18 protein-coding genes and 3 tRNA genes are annotated in these 17,123 nt (G+C 46.0%); 8 read left to right on the forward strand and 13 right to left on the reverse strand.

The window, feature by feature from the left end:
• Both AB4Y93_RS21030 and AB4Y93_RS21035 read left to right on the forward strand, forming a co-directional pair.
• Positions 1 to 882, forward strand: coding sequence for an ABC transporter ATP-binding protein (locus tag AB4Y93_RS21030; protein ID WP_441894802.1), 882 nt, complete (start codon positions 1 to 3; stop codon positions 880 to 882).
• Positions 883 to 888: 6 nt separating this feature from the next.
• Positions 889 to 2,418: an ABC transporter substrate-binding protein gene (locus AB4Y93_RS21035; protein WP_441894803.1), complete on the forward strand. Its 1,530-nt coding sequence runs from the start codon at positions 889 to 891 to the stop codon at positions 2,416 to 2,418.
• Positions 2,419 to 2,496: 78 nt separating this feature from the next.
• On the opposite strand, the gene AB4Y93_RS21040 is transcribed toward AB4Y93_RS21035, so the two are convergent.
• Positions 2,497 to 3,009 (reverse strand): 2'-5' RNA ligase family protein, encoded by a 513-nt coding sequence (locus AB4Y93_RS21040; protein ID WP_441894804.1) that lies wholly within the window; start codon positions 3,007 to 3,009, stop codon positions 2,497 to 2,499.
• Between the two features lie 110 nt (positions 3,010 to 3,119).
• Here AB4Y93_RS21040 and AB4Y93_RS21045 point away from each other — a divergent pair, with 110 nt between their 5' ends.
• The 6 genes from AB4Y93_RS21045 (at position 3,120) to AB4Y93_RS21070 (ending at position 5,283) form a co-directional block, all read left to right on the forward strand.
• Positions 3,120 to 3,284, forward strand: coding sequence for a hypothetical protein (locus tag AB4Y93_RS21045; protein ID WP_167277812.1), 165 nt, complete (start codon positions 3,120 to 3,122; stop codon positions 3,282 to 3,284).
• Positions 3,285 to 3,436: 152 nt separating this feature from the next.
• Positions 3,437 to 3,513: transfer RNA gene (locus AB4Y93_RS21050), tRNA-Met, on the forward strand.
• Between the two features lie 36 nt (positions 3,514 to 3,549).
• A tRNA-Ile gene (locus tag AB4Y93_RS21055) sits at positions 3,550 to 3,626 on the forward strand.
• A gap of 21 nt (positions 3,627 to 3,647) precedes the next feature.
• Positions 3,648 to 3,736 (forward strand) — tRNA-Leu (locus AB4Y93_RS21060).
• 166 nt (positions 3,737 to 3,902) lie between these two features.
• Positions 3,903 to 4,583, forward strand: coding sequence for a ribonuclease H (gene rnhA / locus AB4Y93_RS21065; RefSeq protein WP_441894805.1), 681 nt, complete (start codon positions 3,903 to 3,905; stop codon positions 4,581 to 4,583).
• A gap of 13 nt (positions 4,584 to 4,596) precedes the next feature.
• On the forward strand, positions 4,597 to 5,283 hold the full coding sequence (locus AB4Y93_RS21070; RefSeq protein ID WP_441894806.1) for a uracil-DNA glycosylase: 687 nt from the start codon (positions 4,597 to 4,599) through the stop codon (positions 5,281 to 5,283).
• Positions 5,284 to 5,342: 59 nt separating this feature from the next.
• Here the strand turns inward: AB4Y93_RS21070 and AB4Y93_RS21075 are convergent, their stop codons facing one another.
• The 12 genes from AB4Y93_RS21075 to AB4Y93_RS21130 form a co-directional block, all read right to left on the reverse strand.
• Positions 5,343 to 6,299: a protease complex subunit PrcB family protein gene (locus AB4Y93_RS21075; protein ID WP_441894807.1), complete on the reverse strand. Its 957-nt coding sequence runs from the start codon at positions 6,297 to 6,299 to the stop codon at positions 5,343 to 5,345.
• Between the two features lie 121 nt (positions 6,300 to 6,420).
• A complete protein-coding gene (locus tag AB4Y93_RS21080; RefSeq protein WP_441894808.1) occupies positions 6,421 to 7,233 on the reverse strand; it encodes an NAD-dependent epimerase/dehydratase family protein in 813 nt (270 codons plus the stop codon).
• A complete protein-coding gene (locus tag AB4Y93_RS21085; protein ID WP_441894809.1) occupies positions 7,230 to 7,718 on the reverse strand; it encodes an acyltransferase in 489 nt (162 codons plus the stop codon). The genes AB4Y93_RS21080 and AB4Y93_RS21085 overlap by 4 nt, the downstream gene beginning before the upstream one ends.
• On the reverse strand, positions 7,702 to 8,250 hold the full coding sequence (gene rfbC, locus AB4Y93_RS21090) for a dTDP-4-dehydrorhamnose 3,5-epimerase (protein WP_441894810.1): 549 nt from the start codon (positions 8,248 to 8,250) through the stop codon (positions 7,702 to 7,704). The genes AB4Y93_RS21085 and rfbC overlap by 17 nt, the downstream gene beginning before the upstream one ends.
• A gap of 16 nt (positions 8,251 to 8,266) precedes the next feature.
• Positions 8,267 to 9,499 carry a methyltransferase domain-containing protein gene (locus AB4Y93_RS21095; RefSeq protein ID WP_441894811.1) on the reverse strand — a complete coding sequence of 411 codons (1,233 nt, stop codon included), beginning with the start codon at positions 9,497 to 9,499 and terminating at the stop codon, positions 8,267 to 8,269.
• Positions 9,492 to 10,553: a CDP-glucose 4,6-dehydratase gene (rfbG, locus tag AB4Y93_RS21100; RefSeq protein ID WP_441894812.1), complete on the reverse strand. Its 1,062-nt coding sequence runs from the start codon at positions 10,551 to 10,553 to the stop codon at positions 9,492 to 9,494. Before rfbG ends, AB4Y93_RS21095 begins: the two co-directional genes overlap by 8 nt.
• The gene (rfbF, locus tag AB4Y93_RS21105) at positions 10,550 to 11,320 is read right to left on the reverse strand and encodes a glucose-1-phosphate cytidylyltransferase (protein WP_441894813.1); all 771 of its coding nucleotides are present in this window, start codon (positions 11,318 to 11,320) and stop codon (positions 10,550 to 10,552) included. Before rfbF ends, rfbG begins: the two co-directional genes overlap by 4 nt.
• A 38-nt stretch (positions 11,321 to 11,358) precedes the next feature.
• Positions 11,359 to 12,480, reverse strand: a complete 1,122-nt coding sequence (locus tag AB4Y93_RS21110) for a glycosyltransferase family 2 protein (protein ID WP_441894815.1) — start codon at positions 12,478 to 12,480, stop codon at positions 11,359 to 11,361.
• Between the two features lie 80 nt (positions 12,481 to 12,560).
• Entirely contained in the window at positions 12,561 to 13,478 is a 918-nt protein-coding gene (locus AB4Y93_RS21115) for a cation diffusion facilitator family transporter (protein WP_441894816.1), read from the reverse strand.
• Positions 13,479 to 13,827: 349 nt separating this feature from the next.
• The gene (locus AB4Y93_RS21120; RefSeq protein ID WP_441894817.1) at positions 13,828 to 14,658 is read right to left on the reverse strand and encodes a carbohydrate ABC transporter permease; all 831 of its coding nucleotides are present in this window, start codon (positions 14,656 to 14,658) and stop codon (positions 13,828 to 13,830) included.
• Positions 14,658 to 15,533, reverse strand: coding sequence for a carbohydrate ABC transporter permease (locus AB4Y93_RS21125; protein ID WP_441894819.1), 876 nt, complete (start codon positions 15,531 to 15,533; stop codon positions 14,658 to 14,660). Before AB4Y93_RS21125 ends, AB4Y93_RS21120 begins: the two co-directional genes overlap by 1 nt.
• A 132-nt stretch (positions 15,534 to 15,665) precedes the next feature.
• A complete protein-coding gene (locus AB4Y93_RS21130) occupies positions 15,666 to 16,988 on the reverse strand; it encodes an ABC transporter substrate-binding protein (RefSeq protein ID WP_441894820.1) in 1,323 nt (440 codons plus the stop codon).
• Between the last annotated feature and the right edge of the window lie 135 nt (positions 16,989 to 17,123).

Below are 17,123 nucleotides of genomic sequence, written 5' to 3' on the forward strand. Positions count from 1 at the left end.
ATGATCACATGCGAAGGACTCGTCAAAATTTACAAGAGTGATGACTTGGAAGTTGTCGCTCTTCAAGGACTTAACCTAAAGGTAGAAGACGGCGAGCTGATGGCCATTATCGGCAACAGCGGAAGCGGGAAATCAACCTTACTGAATATTTTGGGCGGACTTGACCGCCCGTCTGCAGGCTCCGTTCAGGTCGGACCATGGGATTTGCTAAAAATCTCAGAAGATGATCTGGTCAAATACAAGCGTGAAACGGTAGGCTTCATCTGGCAAAACAATGCACGTAACTTGCTGCCTTATTTATCAGCATTAGAGAACGTTGAAATGCCAATGATGCTCTCTGGCAAAGTGGACCGCGCTTATGCGAAACAACTGCTCGAATGGGTTGGACTCAAGGAGCGGATGCATAACAAGCTGCATCAGCTCTCTGGAGGCGAGCAGCAGCGTGTTGCCATCGCAATCTCGCTATGTAATCGGCCGAAGCTTCTGCTCGCCGATGAGCCTACGGGGTCAGTAGACACCGCAACCTCCGATCTTATCATGGGCATATTCCGTAAGCTTAATAAGGAGTTGGGAGTTACGATCGTTATCGTTACTCATGATCTGACACTTGCAGGAAAGGTGGACCGTGTAGTTGCTATAAGAGACGGTCTAACAAGTACGGAATTTCTGAAAAGAAACCCGAATATGATTCCCGGTGGAGGTGAGGAGCCAGAAGAGAAAGGACTTCAAGCCGTTCATGAGGCATATGTCGTTGTTGATCGCGTAGGTCGATTACAGGTGCCCAAGGAGTACTTGAATGCACTAAACATTAAAGACAAGGCATCGATGGAATTTGACGGTGAGCGGATTATCATTACGCCGCCGAAATCATTGGGGGGTTAGAAACGAATGAACCGAAAATGGGCGTCTAAAACAACATTTTTATCGTTGGCACTAATTATGATTATTTCGCTTCTTGCGGCATGCAGCAAAGGTTCAGAGAGCACGGCAGAGAAGCATGTGCTTCGTCTTGGGGTTTTGTACGGAGGAGCCGATAACGAATCTTATGTCCGCCAGCAGTATACCGATACGTACGAAATGATGCATAAAAATATTGATTTCGAAATCGTAAGTGCGATTGACTATAACGAGCAGCGTTACGATACGCCGGGACCAGATGGCGTGACTCCACAACCGGATCCTTTTGAGAAAATGAAAGAAATGCTTACCGGGGACAATCCGGTTGACGTTGTTATTCTAGATTACAGCATGCTGCGCCGTCTGATCCAAGATAACCTGCTGCAGCAGCTTGATCCGCTCATTCAGAAGAGCAAATTCGACCTGACTGATTATGTGCCAACTGTGCTGGATGGCATCAAGTCAGCTGACGACAGCAATAACATTTACGCATTGACGCCTACTTTCAGTTCTTCGGCTCTCTACTATAACAAGAAATTATTCGCAGATGCAGGCGTTGAGCCACCTGTGGACGGCATGACTTGGGAGGATGTCATTAACAAAGCGAAGCTAGTATCCTCCGGTGAAGGCACAGACCGAAAATTTGGTTTGTCCATTAACCGCTGGGCTGGCGACGGTTTCAGCGATATCCAAACATACAGCGCTCCATTGCAGCTGAAAATGTGGGATGACAAAGGCGAGAAGATGCTTGTGAACAACGAGCAGTGGGAATCGGTATGGAACACGGTAGCAGATCTGTATAAACAAAAGATTTCGCCAAGCCAGGAAGATATGAGCGCTTGGCAGCAAAAGATTTCGACCGATAATCCAGGCGGCTACAATCCAATCGGCGGCGATATGTTCATGAATGGCAAAGTAGCCATGACCATCGGAGAATATGGCTATGTGAATGAACTGAGCAACGCGATGAACAATGCTACCAAAATTAAAAACTTTAACCCATTCGAGTGGGATGTTGTAACGATGCCTACACAAACATCTAAACCAGGCATTGGCGGCAATATTTACTTCAGCCAGCTGATGGGGATTAATGCGAAAGCACAAAATGCTGATGATGCATGGGATTTCATTCAATTCACAAACAGCGCAGAATGGGCGGAAATGAAATCGCGCAGCACGTATGAGCTGGTTGCACGCAAAGAGTATCTGAAACCGAAAAACGGCATGAACTACAATATCGAAGCCTTCACAACATTGAAGCCGATTCCTCCACAATCGACGGATACAGAAAAGCTGATGCGTGAGAAGCCAGGTATCTGGGAAGCGCAATCCCCTGGTTATGAACTGTTCCAGAAAGTGGTCAAAGGGGATATGTCTGCGAAGGAAGCGCTCCAGGAATGGGAAACGAAGGGTAATGCTGTACTGGAGAAAATTAAGAATAACCCGACTGGCAATACAGACGGTGGCGGCAAACCAATGCCACTGGATGACGTAGCGGTAGAAGCTAAACCGGTCGGCTGATCCTAAATTACGGTTAATAAAATAAGAAAGAAGCCCCGTAGGAATCCTGCGGGGCTTCTTTCTCGTTATGGAGCTTATCTATCCTTGCAGTGCGAAAGTCTTATCAACATGCCACACACCACTTGCTGTCTTACGCAGCAGATGCAGCGAATCAATCATTGAAGTCAGATTAACCTCTGACATCCTCAGATTTCCGTAGAGGTCATGGAGCTCGTCTGGCGGCATATTTTGCCCGATGGTCACATGTGGGGTGTAGACGAAGTTTGGCGCCGGTACGTCGAGCGGACCTTGGCATACAGCTTGATGGAGCGTAATCATCGGTGCCGGATCCTCAAGTGCCAGATACAGCACATGGCTAGCCGGATAAAAGGAAGAGACTCGGTTATATCGGATTTGGAACGGCTTCGTCTGGGAAGCGACAGCTTCCAGATGCTCCGTTATCGCCGGCAGCTGGGATTCAGAGAGTTCTTCTTTGTCCCGGATGGTCATATGCGGCGGTATGATCGAATAATGGGGATCATGTCGAATACGCCAGCTGTTGGCGAAATCCTGCACGGCTTGTGATGGAAATACAGCAATACCATAAAGCATACTCATCAACTCCTTCATTTTTTCGATAATTTGATTATACCCGATTTGGCTGATTTCACCGAATTTGGGCAATAAAATTGGGCAATATAAGTGTCGAGGAGGGATTCGTTATGAAATGGATATATTGGGTACGATTATACGAAACCAAATTTCAAGCAGGATGTCTTGTAAGGCGGATGGAGAATGACTGGTGGGTGTACGGCTATGAATGCCCTCAGGAAATCGAAGTATTCAAGTCTAAAAAAGGCCGTTTTGGTGTACGTTTTCTTGTTTAAGGATATGTTGGAGAGGGAACAACAATATGCCTAAAAATGAATCGTACATATTTTTTCCTCGAAAGAGAAATAAATGCTTGACGTAGCATATTGCTGTATAGTATATTAATTGATGTCGCCATTTCAATTTGATGACTTAAACAAATGGATATCGCGGGGTGGAGCAGCTCGGTAGCTCGTCGGGCTCATAACCCGAAGGCCGCAGGTTCAAATCCTGCCCCCGCAACCAACCACTCGTCTGAAACGTGATCGTGGCGTTTTACGAGGGCCCTTAGCTCAGTTGGTTAGAGCGGTCGGCTCATAACCGATTGGTCGTGGGTTCGAGTCCCTCAGGGCCCACCATTTGAAGCATCAAAACAAAATGCCGGGGTGGCGGAACTGGCAGACGCACAGGACTTAAAATCCTGCGGTGGGTGACCACCGTACGGGTTCGATTCCCGTCCTCGGCACCATTTTCTTGAACTACATAGCTTCATAAGATAAACCCCTTTTGCTTGGCCTTGTGCCAGGTGAAAGGGGTTTTTACATTGCGCATTCCACTTATAAAGTAGGAGTGGATGCTTGTCCACGTATCCTTTACAATAAGAAGACAATGTTGAATGAAAAGGTGGTTCCTAGATGGCGGGAAGTAAACATTATGTCGTATGGGTAGGCAAGCAGCCGGGTGTTTATAAGAGCTGGCCGGAGTGTCAGTCGCAGGTGAACGGTTATCCAGAGGCGAAATATAAATCTTTTGAGTCCAAGGATAAGGCGGAGGCGGCTTATAAAGAGGGCTGGAAAAGCCACTGGGGACAAGGCAAAGGGGCGTCTACGTCGTCTGCTGCAGCTGTGAGAAGCAAAGGGACGTCATTTACAGCTAAGTCTGCATCCTCCGCTTCAGCAGAAGAGCGAGAGATCGATTACAACAGTATTTCGGTCGATGTGGGGACAAGAGGGAATCCTGGTCCGGTGGAATACAAGGGTGTAGATACACAAACCGGCGATATCCTGTTCTATGTAGGACCAATTCCGAACGGAACGAACAATCTTGGTGAATTTATCGCAGTAGTTCATGCGCTGGATTATTTGAAGAAACAAGGCAGCAGCCAGACGATCTACAGTGACTCGAGAACGGCGCTTAGCTGGCTTCGTAATAAGAAAATCGCATCAACTCTAGTTAGAGATGCTTCTACGAAGCAGATCTGGGATCTTGCGGACTGGGCAATTGATTGGCTTCGCAATAATACTTACTCCAATAAAGTTGTGAAATGGAATACGGAAGAATGGGGAGAAATTCGCGCAGACTTCGGGAGAAAATAAAGGGAGAAGACAGATGGAATTTCAATTGAACAATGATTGGGCAGAGCTGCTTCAGCCTGAGATGGATGAGCCGTATTTTAAACAAATGGCGGTGCAGCTTGATGAGCTATATCAAACGAAGACGGTATATCCGAAATTCGAGCATATATTTAATGCCTTGCAGTATACGCCGTATGAACAAACACGTGTCGTTCTGATTGGACAGGATCCTTATCATGGACCAGGGCAAGCGCATGGGCTTAGCTTCTCGGTACAGAAGGGGATCGCTATTCCGCCTTCGCTGCGAAATATTTATAAAGAGCTGAAAGAAGATATTGGCTGTCTGATCCCGCAGCATGGCTCTCTGCAGACTTGGGCAAGGCAAGGTGTGCTGCTGTTGAATACGGTCTTAACCGTCGAAGAAGGGCAGCCAAACTCCCATCAGAAGATCGGTTGGGAACGGTTCACGAATCGGGTTATTCAGTTGCTTAATGAGCGGGATAAGCCGGTAGTGTTCCTCCTATGGGGCAAGCATGCCCAAGATAAAGCGGCATTTATCGATGCAGATAAGCATCCGGTTATCGCGTCCGCACATCCGAGTCCACTTGCGGCACGGAGAGGTTTTTTTGGCAGCAAGCCATTCTCGAATGTCAATGAGCAGCTTCGACTAATAGGCAGCAAGGAGATTGACTGGGCTTTGCCGGAGCAGCCAGAGGAATAAGGAACACAAAAAAGCCTCCTGAGTCCACCATAAAGGTGACCAGGAGGCTTTTCGTTTGTTTAGCTAGCCACAGCAGAGCTGCTTACCGCTATGTCAGACGAAGAAACGCCAGCTTCTGCAGAAGCCAGTACAGGCTTGTAAGCCGCATCTACATAAGTAGTAGTGCTGACTTCCGTAATCACCTGCGGATACATTTTGTCCGGATCTGGCTGAACCGTTTCAACCTGAATGACCGCTTGGCCGTCAACGAAGTTGATCGAAATTACTTTCAGGCCATACCCCGGATGTGGTGCTTGGCCGGAAACCGTTACTTTGTTAATGTCTTTATTAACCGAAGTGATGGTTAATTTAAGATCTTGAATCTCCTGATAAGCAGGAATAGTAGGTGTGTCTTTCACGAATTGGATACCATCATAGAGCCATGCTGCAGCATCACTGCGAGTGATCGCTTTTTTTGGATAGAAATTGTTTTTCTTATCGAGGGAAGCGATTTTTGTAATGAGCAGTTTTTGAATGCTGTCCATGTAATCCTTATTAACATCCTTCTCATCATTAAGAGTCATGTACATCTCAATGAATGCATAGTCTCCTTGCTTCATAATCGCTTTGAACAAATGATGGGCGAATTGCTCGCGTGTCATTACGTCATCAGCTTTTACGTTCTTAGGTACATCAATGCCGTTATATTGAGCAATGATGAACGCCTTGGAATACCATGCATTGTCCTTCAAGTTCGTGTAGTAATCGGATACTTTAGGCTCTTTGATGAAACGAAGGTTGTCGATGTTCAAGTTGAAGCCCTTGACGAGCATCGTAATGCCTGCCGCATATGTCAGCTTGCCGTTTGAATTGAATTTATCGCCTTTTTCACCTTTGATAACACCTTGCTTTTGCAGGGCTTCAATCTTTGATTGGTGTGGATCTTTACCGGTATCGCTGAAGGCAAATACGGATTGTCCCAGAGTAAAGACAAGCAGCATAGATACTGCCAACAATAGAATTGTTTTTATTTTCATGAACGATTCTCCTTTTGTGTAGTATTTGCTATAGCATCTATAATAACGAAGACAATAATCGTATTGTTGCACCAAAAGAATAAGATTCATGCGATATAGTAAAAAATCCGCATCTCAAGGATCAAGGATGCGGATCTTTCGTAATTAGCTGTTGGATTACTGGCAAACAGGGAGAAGGATGATATCCAAATTCATTGCGCATCTTTACAATCTTGATGGGTTCGAAATAAAATCGGACAGCTGAAGGGGAGATTCTATACTGAAATTGCCGCACTTCCTTCCAGGCGTCAAATAGCTGCTTATTCGTCAGGTTAACCCCACTTGCTATGTTGTATATAAATTGTTTGCCGCTTAACGCAATGTGAATGAGAGCGACAACGACATCTTGAATTAGCACATAATCCTTCTCGGAGTCTAGTGTTGACTGCAGGGTGACGGTGTCCCGTGCCATAATATCTTTCATAACGGAGTAGATAAAGTTGCTGGAGCGGAAATCATCTCCCACAACATTGGATAGGCGTGCAACACGTACTTTGGCACGATTCGAGCATAAACAGACTGATTCACCTAGCAGCTTGGATAAGGCGTATATATCCTCACGGTGATTGGAATTCACAGTCAGATTAGCTTCCTCGTTCGTTGATGCTGCATGCTGATACAATCGTGTCGTAGATAAATAGAGGAGGGACTCAAAGTCGGCATGTTGAAGCAGCCGGCTAATATAACTGGTATGCGCTTCGACGACATCGTAAGGGCGGGAGCGGAAGTCAGCTGTAATACCCGCACAATAGAAGAGATGACCTAAAGGCTGCGTGTAAACAGCCGAATCCCCTTTTTCTGGACAATAGACCTCAAAACCCAGCGATAGCAGCTTGGCAGTCAAATGTGATCCAACAAACCCATTTGCACCTATAACGGTTGCTTTCCCTGTCATTTGCGGTTTCCTTTAAGCTGAAGCGGGTTACCCGCATAGATGCCGTAGGCTTCTAATGTACCGCGGACAAGCGAGCCTGCTCCAATAACCGCCCCGCGTTTAATATAGGTTCCGTCTAAAATGACACAATTAGCTCCAATCCATACGTCGTCTTCAATGATGATGCCGCCTTTGCTTGGCAGGAAGCCTTGCTGCCGAATGAGCCTGTCACGTTCCTGATACGCATGATTAACGGGGGCAAAGGTGCAGTTGGCAGCAACAAGTACATCATTACCTATTGTGATGCCGTTTCCGGAGTAGAGGACAGTCCCTGAATTGATCTGGACATGCTCACCAAACTGGATATCCCCTCTGCCACCTGCAAATTTCACTTTAACAAAAGCGTCAATTATCGAATGGTCCCCAATGACAAGCTTACTGCCGCGGATCGAAGTTTCGAGATCACAAAGCGGTGATAGCTGAGCTTTATCAGAGATGTAGTGCATATTCATCGCTCCATGGCGCGAGATGAGCGTCCCGTTCACTTATGACAGGGTCCTTGTATTTCCACGGAATGTTAAAGGCAGGATCATCAAAGCGGGCGCCGTTTTGTACAGTTGGATCATATATACCGGACATGTGGTAATACAGCGTAGAATTCGGCTGTAACGTCTGGAAGCCATGCGCATAACCGGGAGGAATATAGAGCATATAATGGTTGTCTCCGCTAAGCTGAAAAGCTTCCCATTGCTTATAGGTTTTGGAGCCTTTGCGGATATCAACGACCACATCGTACACGCTGCCTTGAATGCATTGAATCATTTTCGATTCGGCGAATGGAGGGTTCTGGAAATGCAGACCTCTTATTGTTCCAGTATGTACATTGTTCGAGATGCTCCACTGCTGGAAGTTATCCTCCAGACCCTGTTCCTTGAACAAATTCCGGCAGAATGCTCGGGCAAAAAAACCTCGATTATCCGCTAATTGCTCCGGCTCAATCAAGTAAACACCTTCAAGCGACGTTTCATGAAACAGCATAAAGTTCAGCCCCTCCTCAATAGATTTCGAGCTTCGGAATACAAATGACCAGCTTGGCGTCCCATTCACGCGTATACAGCAGCTCCTGTTCGATCTCGTTTTTAAGATTCCATGGCAAAATCATAATGTAGTCCGGCTTTGTCTCCTGAATCTTGGCAGGGGAGAAGATCGGGATATGACTGCCGGGCAAAAATAACCCTTGCTTATAGGGGTTATTATCTACGGTGTAGGTAATATAGTCTGTCCCAACGCCTAAATAGTTGAGCAAGCTATTCCCTTTAGCTGGAGCGCCGTATGCGGCCACCTGCTTGTTCTCACGAGAAGCTTGAAATAGGAAGGTATAGACTGCTTCCTTCACTGCTTTAACTTGCTGCGAGAAGCCGGAATAAGTGCTCATATCTTGAAGACCATAAGCAATTTCTTCATGGAGAATCCGCTCTACATGCGGAGAGACAGCTAGAGCTGCATGCTCAGCATGCTTGGCAAAGATCCGTAGGGAGCCGCCATGTGTAGGCCATTCTTCCACGTCATAGACCGTTAGGCCATATCGACTAAATAGATGTGTGACGCTCAGCAGTGACAGGTAGGAGAAGTGTTCATGATAGATCGTATCGAATTGATTTTCTCTCATTAATCGGAGCAAATGCGGGAATTCCAAGGTGATCGTTCCGGCAGGAGATAAAAGCACCTTTAATCCCGCAACAAAGTCCTGCAGCTCAGGAACATGAGCGAGCACGTTGTTGCCAATAATGAGATCGGCGGTGCCCCGTTCCACAACAAGCTGTTTGGAAACAGCCAAAGAGAAAAATTCCGATACGGTTGGAACACCACTTGCTTCCGCTTGCCTCGCAACATTCTTCGCAGGCTCAATACCTAGAATCGGAATGGAATGGGGGTTGAAATACTGCAATAAATAACCGTCGTTACTGGCAATTTCTACGACAAAGGATGAGTGGTCAAGTGACAATCGCGGGATTATGGTATCGACATACTGCTTCGCATGGGCAAGCCAGCTGGAAGAATACGAGCTGAAATAAGCATACTCTTCAAAAATGTTCTGAGGAGATTCAAACTGTTCGAGCTGTACGAGCAAACATTGCTCACATACAAAAACACGCAGCGGATAATAGGCAGTGCCTAAATTCAGTTGTTCCGGCCGAAGATAACTATTGGATAGAGGAGAGGTTCGAAGATCAACAAACAGATGCTGCAGCGGATGATGGCAGGAGCGGCAGACGGCATTAGGCAAGAGGCTTCACCTCCAATTGCTCATATCTTCTAATTTGCTCGAATGTGCAAGCGCTCATATCCTTTCCTTGATAGAAAGCGTGGTACCAGTCTCTTGTCCACGTCATTGTATCGTCGAAGGTCAGCTTTGATCCCCAGCCAAGCAGCCGATGGGCCTTCTGTGAATTAAGCAGCAGCGTATCCGTTTCATGGGGCTGCTCACTGTCGTCATATTCAAAGGCAGGAAGGTTCCCCCAATGCTGTGTTAGAAGAGCGGCTAATCGGCCGACTGATATCCCTTGATCAATCGTTTGACCGAAATTCCAAGCCCCGCTGTAAGACGCATCCAGCCATAATTTTTTAGCAAGCTGAATGTAACCGTATATCGGCTCCAGTACATGCTGCCAAGGGCGGATGGCGAGGGGGTTCCGCAGAATAGGCAGACGACCGGCCGTCAGGCTTCGAATAAGGTCCGGCACGATGCGGTCTGTTGACCAATCGCCTCCTCCAATGACATTGCCTGCACGGGCCGTTGCAGCCCGTTTGCCAAGCGGCGCCAGGAAGGCATCCCTGTAACTATTCGTAATGATCTCCGAGCAAGCTTTGCTCGCACTGTAAGCATCATAGCCGCCAAGACGATCTTCTTCTACGTATCCTACGGCAGACTCCTCATTCTCGTATACCTTATCGGTTGTAATGTTGATAATGATCTTTGCAGCTGGCACTCTCCGAATACAATCCAGCAGCACTGCTGTGCCAAATGTATTGGTATGGAACGTACTCAGCGGATCACGATAGCTGTCACGTACTAATGCCTGTGCGGCAAGATGAAACACAATATCTGGCTCTTGCTCCGTCAAAGCTTCATGAAAGGCAATGGCGTTCGTAATATCTCCTTCAATTGACGTTATAGGTAGTGCTAAGCATTCGGCCATATTAGGCGTGGTGGAAGCGGGAAGGGAATATCCAACGACTTCAGCCCCTTGATGCAGCAGCACTGCGCAAAGCCAGCTTCCTTTAAAACCGGTATGCCCCGTGACCAGAACCTTTTTCCCCGTCCAAAAAGCATCCATCATTTCCACACCTTCCACGGTGCATTACCTTTATTCCAAAGCTCATTAAGGGAGTTCTTATCGCGCAGGGTATCCATCGAATGCCAGAAGCCGTGATGCTGATAGACGGATAACTCTCCAAATGAAGCTAGAGATTCCAGCGGGCCATGCTCCCATACCGTAGCATCGCTGCGGATCAGATCAATTGCTTTTGGCTCAAGGACAAAGAATCCGCCATTAATCCAATTTTTATCGTTATGAGGTTTTTCTCGGAAGGAAACCGCCTTGTGGTCATTAATTTCCAAGATACCATATCGCATGCCAGGATTAACCGCGGTAACGGTAGCTAGACTGCCATTCCTGTGATGCAGCTCAATCAGCTGACCAATATGGATATCTCCGACTCCATCTCCATAGGTGAAGCAGAAGGTGTCATCGCCTATATAAGGGACCAGCCGTTTCAGTCTGCCTCCGGTCATGACCTGATCACCTGTGTCGACCACGGTTATTTTCCAAGGCTCAGCTTTGGAGTTCATTAAGGTAACCTGATTGTCGGACAGATTAAAGTGAACATCGGATTGGTGCAGATAATAGTTAAAAAAGTACTCTTTAATAACGTAAGATTTGTATCCGGCAGCGATGATGAAGTCGTGGATACCATAATGCGAATAAATCTTCATAATGTGCCAGATGATGGGCTTGCCTCCGATCTCGACCATCGGTTTTGGCTTGGAAATCGTTTCCTCCGATAAGCGGCTTCCTAGTCCGCCTGCTAAGATTACGGCTTTCACTGGCTTACCTCCCCATGGTACGAATCGAACTGCTTCAATTAAGTAATGAAATGTCCTGAAGGCGACAAGTAAGCATGGAGAAATTCCGCGTTGTTGCAGGATTGAATGAAGTCAGGATAACCATGCTCGAATAAAATATAATCGAACCGTTCACCACGGAGCTGCTGATGAATATCAGCCATCGTCTGATAATACAAGGTCCAGTCGGAGATAGTTCGCAGGTCGGTCATATATTTCTCTTGGTTCGTTAAGCTTGTTAATGTTACGTTGCTCGCGCCGTTTTGCTTGAAGTAGGTCTTACAAGCAAGGGGAGTGGCTCCAACGCAGCAATTAATCGCAAGAAGGGAAACAGTTGGCTTAGGAGTCCAGCGGCTCTTAAGGGATTCTACAAGCTGCATGTTAGGCAGTCCCTCCGCCCAGGAATCGATGCCGTATTTACTGTGAAAAATTTGCCTGCTGATCTGAAGAGAGTTATTCTGCCGCTGATCAATAGCGGTTGTTACCGAGCCGTGATGAAAAATAAATGTATCACCTGCATAGATGAGCTTATAGCCAGCCCTCCGGTATCGGTAGCTTATATCATCGTCTCCAAACTCACCAAAGTAGAAGCGGGAATCATAGCCCCCAATTTCACGCAGCCTTTCTGTTAGCGAAAAAAGAATAACGGGCATAAGCCGGATCCGTTCTTCCCATTTTGTAGAGTTTGAGACATTATAGACCCTCGCTTGCTGCTGCATTTCCTCAAGAGTGTTGAAGGGGAGATTGATCTGCTGATAGTTGCTAACATAATTGGCCCCTGGGGAGACGAAGCCAATTTGGGGATCCGATTCGATGCAAGTCATCAGATTGTCGAGCCAATTGGCCGTCAAGATCATGTCATTACTAATTAAGGCAATATATTTGCCCCGCGCCTCATTCATTCCGACGTTAAATCCATTAACAGGTCCGACATTTTGATGAATATGGATCGGTCTTGCATGTGGAATGGAATCAAAATAAGTTCTGGTGTCGTCGGAAGAGCCGTTGTTGACGAGGATCAGCTCGTTACCGTCTAAAGGTGTATGTAAGAGTAGGCTGTCGATACAACGTTTTGTAATTTCAGCATGGTTATAAGCAAGGATGACAAAGCTGACAATAGGGCGCTCAGACAGGGATATCACCTCTTTTTATAGAGATTACTGATAGCTAAATTCTATTTTTGGAATTAAAAAAAAGACCTTTGCAGGTCTTTAAAGGGAGGTTATTCCAGCCCGTCTTCATACCAAGGATTCAGATGAATAAGCACTTCCTCCACATCGGTATGATTTGTAAGAATTGTTTGTTTGATTTTCCGGGATATATCATGACCTTCTTGAATCGTAAATTGCGCAGGGATCCCGACACGAACGTCGATGATCACATATTGTCCAAATTCTCTAGCACGAATCCGGTCAATGCGCTTCACTTCAGGGATCGAGAAGACAAGCCGCTCGTAATCATTCAGCTTTTCTGGAGAGACGGCTTTTTCCATCAATACATCAACCGCTTCTCTACCCATGTCATAAGCCAGCTTCATAACAAAAAAAGCAACTACAATGCCGGCGGCAGCATCGCCATAGCTTAGGAAGGGGATATCGTTGCGATCACCGATGATCGCTGCACCAATGCCCACAACCGCTGCAATTGAAGCATATACATCAGCCAGATGGTCATAAGCCGTTGCTTCAAGGCTTTTGCTGTTTGTTTCCTTGCCAACTTTTATGCAGTAAAGGTATAACCACAGCTTCCAGAAAAGCGATATGACAGCAGCAATAAAGGCCACCATACTGGCTTCAGCAGCGGTATGAAAGAAGGATTCGACCGAATGGTACGCGATAAATAAGGCAGCAAGCACCATAATGATCGCGACCAATGCGGATCCGATCAACTCGCTTTTGCCATGGCCGTATGGATGGTCTTCATCTGCTGGTTTCTGTGCAACCTTTGCAGCACCTAAAGCCGCCATTGTAGCTATAACATCACCGGCATTATGTACACCGTCTGCGATTAGTACCTGGCTTTTAAACATAAGACCTACAATTAATTTAATGCCCGTCAGAATCAGATTGCTGAATAAACTGATCCAAATGGCAAAGACATTCGATGCAATTCTAGATTCCGAAACGTTAGATTTGCCCACTTCATAATACCCCCATCAATTTCCTGAACACAGTAAAAAAACAACGACCCTTATCATATATGATGAAAGTGGTGTGGGTCTAGAGAAACAGTGTTGCAACAGGTCAAGATTTTTAGGCTGAGCAAAATATGTAGGGTTCGCCCATTTCATAGAGTCGTATTAATCGTACAAGCAAATCTTGTCCGAGCACATACACTGTACCAATTCTTTAGACGAGGTGGTGAGCTTCATGACAGACAAAAGCTGCGGAAATAATATAAAATGACGAAAGCCTTGATTGCTCAAGACTTTCGTCATTTTAAGTTATAGTGATTGGTAGTGGACTCAAAATATCTTTTAATGCAGCAGGCTAACCTTTTACCGCGCCGGCCGTAAGACCACTGACGATATATTTTTGTCCCATCAAATAAAGAATTAGAACAGGAATCGACGTCATTACGAGGTCGGCAAAAATCAGGTTCCAATCACGGCTGTATTTGCCGTAGAAGTTGTAGATGGAAAGCGGCATAGTCCATGTCGAGCTGTCTGTAAGGAAATAGAGAGGGATCGTGATGTCGTTCCATACCGACATGAAAACCATGATTGCAACTGTTGCATTAACCGGTATGATAAGCGGTGTAATGATCCGGAAGAACACGCCCATCAGGCTGGCGCCTTCCAGGAAAGCAACCTCATCGAGCACTCTTGGTACCGATTTGATAAAACCGCTGTATAAAAAGATACTAAATGCCGTATTTAAAGCTGCATAAATGAAAATGACACTCGTGATGCTGCCGTAGAAGCCCATCCATTGTACAACTTTGATCGTTGTGATCGTGGACATTGGAGCGATCAGTCCCATGAAGAAAAACAGGTACAGGTAGCTTGCAAGCTTGCTGTCGCGTCGCGCCAGTATAAAGGCGGCTGCGGAAGAAGTGATAATATTCAATATGGCGGATACCCCAGTAATGACGATACCGTTCAGAAAAGCGCGAGCAAGACCACCTTCCTTAAATACGGTTACATAGTTAGAGAACATCCATTTGTCCGGCAACCGGATTTGAAACTTAGATACTTCAGCACTAGTCATAAACGAACCAAAAATCATAAGCAAAAGCGGAATGATGATGCCTAAGCAAGCGATTAGCAGTAAGATTTCTACAAGGTAGTTGCGCAGTGATAATTTTCGAGAGAAACTCATTATTCGGTAACCTCCTTACGACGCATGAAGACGAGCAATGGAATTGCAATCAAGCTGACAATGAGGAACAGGAGGGTATTGATCGCTGTGCCAAGGCCCCAGTTGCCTTCGCCAAACGCTCGAAGAATAATCGTACCTATAACCTGTGAGGAGTTGCCAGGACCGCCGCTTGTCAAGACGAATACTTCGGAGAAAACTTTCAATCCGCCGATCAACGTCAGCATCAAGTTAATATTGATGGCTGGCAGCAGAAGCGGGACTGTAATGTTCGTAAAGCTTCTCCAAGCACCTGCACCGTCAATCGTTGCAGCTTCATAGTATTCCTTCGAGATGGATTGCAGGCCAGCCAGATAGATAGCCATTTGGAAGCCGGCGTGCTGCCAGATGGATACTAGAGCAACCGTCCAAATAACAAGATGAGGATCGGTCAGCCAAGCCTGGCTTAGGAAGTGAAGGCCGATGGCATCAAAAAACTTGTTCACCATACCTTCAGTACGCAGCATAGGTGTAAAGACGATAGAGATTACCAAAACGCTTAGAATGGATGGAGAGTAAAATATAGCACGAAGGAAATTGCGGGATTTAAGCCGCATATTTAAAGCGATGGCAAGCACAAGGCCAATCACATTTTTTCCGACAACAGTTGCTATTGCAAATATGAACGTGTTTTTCAAGGCAAGAATCAAGGTGTCGTCCGTGAAAATTTTGTTGAAGTTATCGAGACCGATAAACGTGATGCCGATACGATCTAAACGCCAGTCTGTAAAAGAGTAATACAGGCCGATAATGGCCGGTAGTACGAAGAACACCGTATAGATAAGCAGTGCAGGCCATAAGAGGTAATAGCCGTACATACTCTTGGAGCGTGTCATCATTTCTCATCCCACCAAATTTGTTGATTTTTATGTTCTAGTTCTAGCTTTGCAATTGCATTCTTTAGAAGGAGCGGCCGCTGTCTGAACAGCAGCCGCAGGTATGTCTTTAACTTGCTTTATAGTTATTGCTGCTTAGAAGCCAGCTTCGCCTTTGTCTTTCATCAGCTCGGCAAACTTATCATTCCAGGTTTGAAGTACTTTCTGGGACGATATGCTGCCCGTGAACTCATCTTGAAGGCTTCTATATAGCTCGCTGCGGTCAACCAGCATGAAAGCGTCCATCGTCATAGCAACTTTTTTAGGTGTAATGTAGTTGTCCAAAATTTCTTGCTTGTAAGCAGGAAGCTCCGGTGTTGTTACGTCGCTGAAATTGGACACATAGCTTTGCTCGTTCACAATTTCTTGTGCAACTTCTTTTGTTGCAATGAAATCAAGGAATTTTTTAGCTTCTTCGATATGCTTCGCTTTTTTCGGAATAAACAGCTGGCCCCCGAGCGGACTTGCGCCAAGGTAAGCGTCGCCGCTGTTGTCCGTAGGGTAAGCGAACAAGCCAAGGTTCATGTTAGCATCCTGTTGCTGAACCGATTCGATCAGCCAGTCACCCATGAACATCATAGCTACTTCCTTGTTCAAGAATTTACCTGCAGCCATGTCATAGCTGTCGCTTAATACGTCAGTATTGGTGTAGCCTTTTTTATACAGATCGTATTGCTGGTCAAGGATCGTTTGGAACGCTGGAATGTCTGTCCATTTTTTCTTGTTTGCATTCAAATCGTCAAAGAGAGTGGGTTCGTTTTTGGCTGCGTATTCGCCAAACGCTGCGCCCGGCATTACGTTAGCCGCCCAGTTGTCTTTGAATGGCATAAAGATTGGCGTATAGCCTGCTGCTTTAATTTTCTCACAAGCCGCAAGGAATTCGTCATATGTCTTTGGAACTTCAAGGCCAAGCTCTTTGAAGATATCTTTGTTATAGACAACCCCTTGCATACCCGTATCTTGGCTTACATGGAAGCTGTAAATATGGCCGTATGCGGACAGGACGTCTTTGTTCTGAAGACGGCTGACCCAAGGCTGGTCATCCAGAATTTCAAAGTTGCGCTCGAGATTAAGGTCAGTTGTGGCGCTTGCCAGGTTATATTGCAGAATGTCCGGCGTTTCGTTAACAGCCAGCTTTGTTTGGAGCACGGTTGATGTTTGCTCTGCTGGAAGCAGCTGTAAATTGACTTTGATATTCGTTTGTTTCTCGAATTCATCGAGCAGGTCTTGCTGTACGAATGCAGAGTCCTGTGAGCTTTTCGATAGAGCAAGCTCAATCGTTACTTTTTTGCCGCTTCCGGCGTTTCCGGTGCTTCCGCTTTCTGAATTCGAGTTATTGCTTCCACATGCTGCTAGCGATAGAGCTAGTACTGCGCTTACTGCGCCTAATGATAGCTTACGTGTTGTTGTTTGTTTCATGTTTTTCTCCCCTCATGGTGCCCGTTGTTGTATCTTCGATTGAATCCGTTTACAATCCAATTGTAGGTTTTTTTCACCTGGAGGTACATGTTTGACCTTTACCATTACTGTGTAAAATTCTGAACTCATATCGAA

Source organism: Paenibacillus sp. YAF4_2, from assembly GCF_052113225.1.
Lineage (GTDB): Bacteria > Bacillota > Bacilli > Paenibacillales > Paenibacillaceae > Pristimantibacillus.

Coding starts and splice junctions, on each gene's coding strand:
- AB4Y93_RS21075 (WP_441894807.1), bottom strand. CDS start 6,299: ATGAAAATAAAAACAATTCTATTGTTGGCAGTATCTATGCTGCTTGTC.
- AB4Y93_RS21125 (WP_441894819.1), bottom strand. CDS start 15,533: ATGATGACACGCTCCAAGAGTATGTACGGCTATTACCTCTTATGGCCT.
- AB4Y93_RS21045 (WP_167277812.1), top strand. CDS start 3,120: ATGAAATGGATATATTGGGTACGATTATACGAAACCAAATTTCAAGCA.
- AB4Y93_RS21030 (WP_441894802.1), top strand. CDS start 1: ATGATCACATGCGAAGGACTCGTCAAAATTTACAAGAGTGATGACTTG.
- AB4Y93_RS21040 (WP_441894804.1), bottom strand. CDS start 3,009: ATGCTTTATGGTATTGCTGTATTTCCATCACAAGCCGTGCAGGATTTC.
- AB4Y93_RS21080 (WP_441894808.1), bottom strand. CDS start 7,233: ATGACAGGGAAAGCAACCGTTATAGGTGCAAATGGGTTTGTTGGATCA.
- AB4Y93_RS21070 (WP_441894806.1), top strand. CDS start 4,597: ATGGAATTTCAATTGAACAATGATTGGGCAGAGCTGCTTCAGCCTGAG.
- rfbG (WP_441894812.1), bottom strand. CDS start 10,553: ATGATGGATGCTTTTTGGACGGGGAAAAAGGTTCTGGTCACGGGGCAT.
- rnhA (WP_441894805.1), top strand. CDS start 3,903: ATGGCGGGAAGTAAACATTATGTCGTATGGGTAGGCAAGCAGCCGGGT.
- AB4Y93_RS21035 (WP_441894803.1), top strand. CDS start 889: ATGAACCGAAAATGGGCGTCTAAAACAACATTTTTATCGTTGGCACTA.
- rfbC (WP_441894810.1), bottom strand. CDS start 8,250: ATGCTGTTTCATGAAACGTCGCTTGAAGGTGTTTACTTGATTGAGCCG.
- AB4Y93_RS21120 (WP_441894817.1), bottom strand. CDS start 14,658: ATGAGTTTCTCTCGAAAATTATCACTGCGCAACTACCTTGTAGAAATC.
- AB4Y93_RS21130 (WP_441894820.1), bottom strand. CDS start 16,988: ATGAAACAAACAACAACACGTAAGCTATCATTAGGCGCAGTAAGCGCA.
- AB4Y93_RS21085 (WP_441894809.1), bottom strand. CDS start 7,718: ATGCACTACATCTCTGATAAAGCTCAGCTATCACCGCTTTGTGATCTC.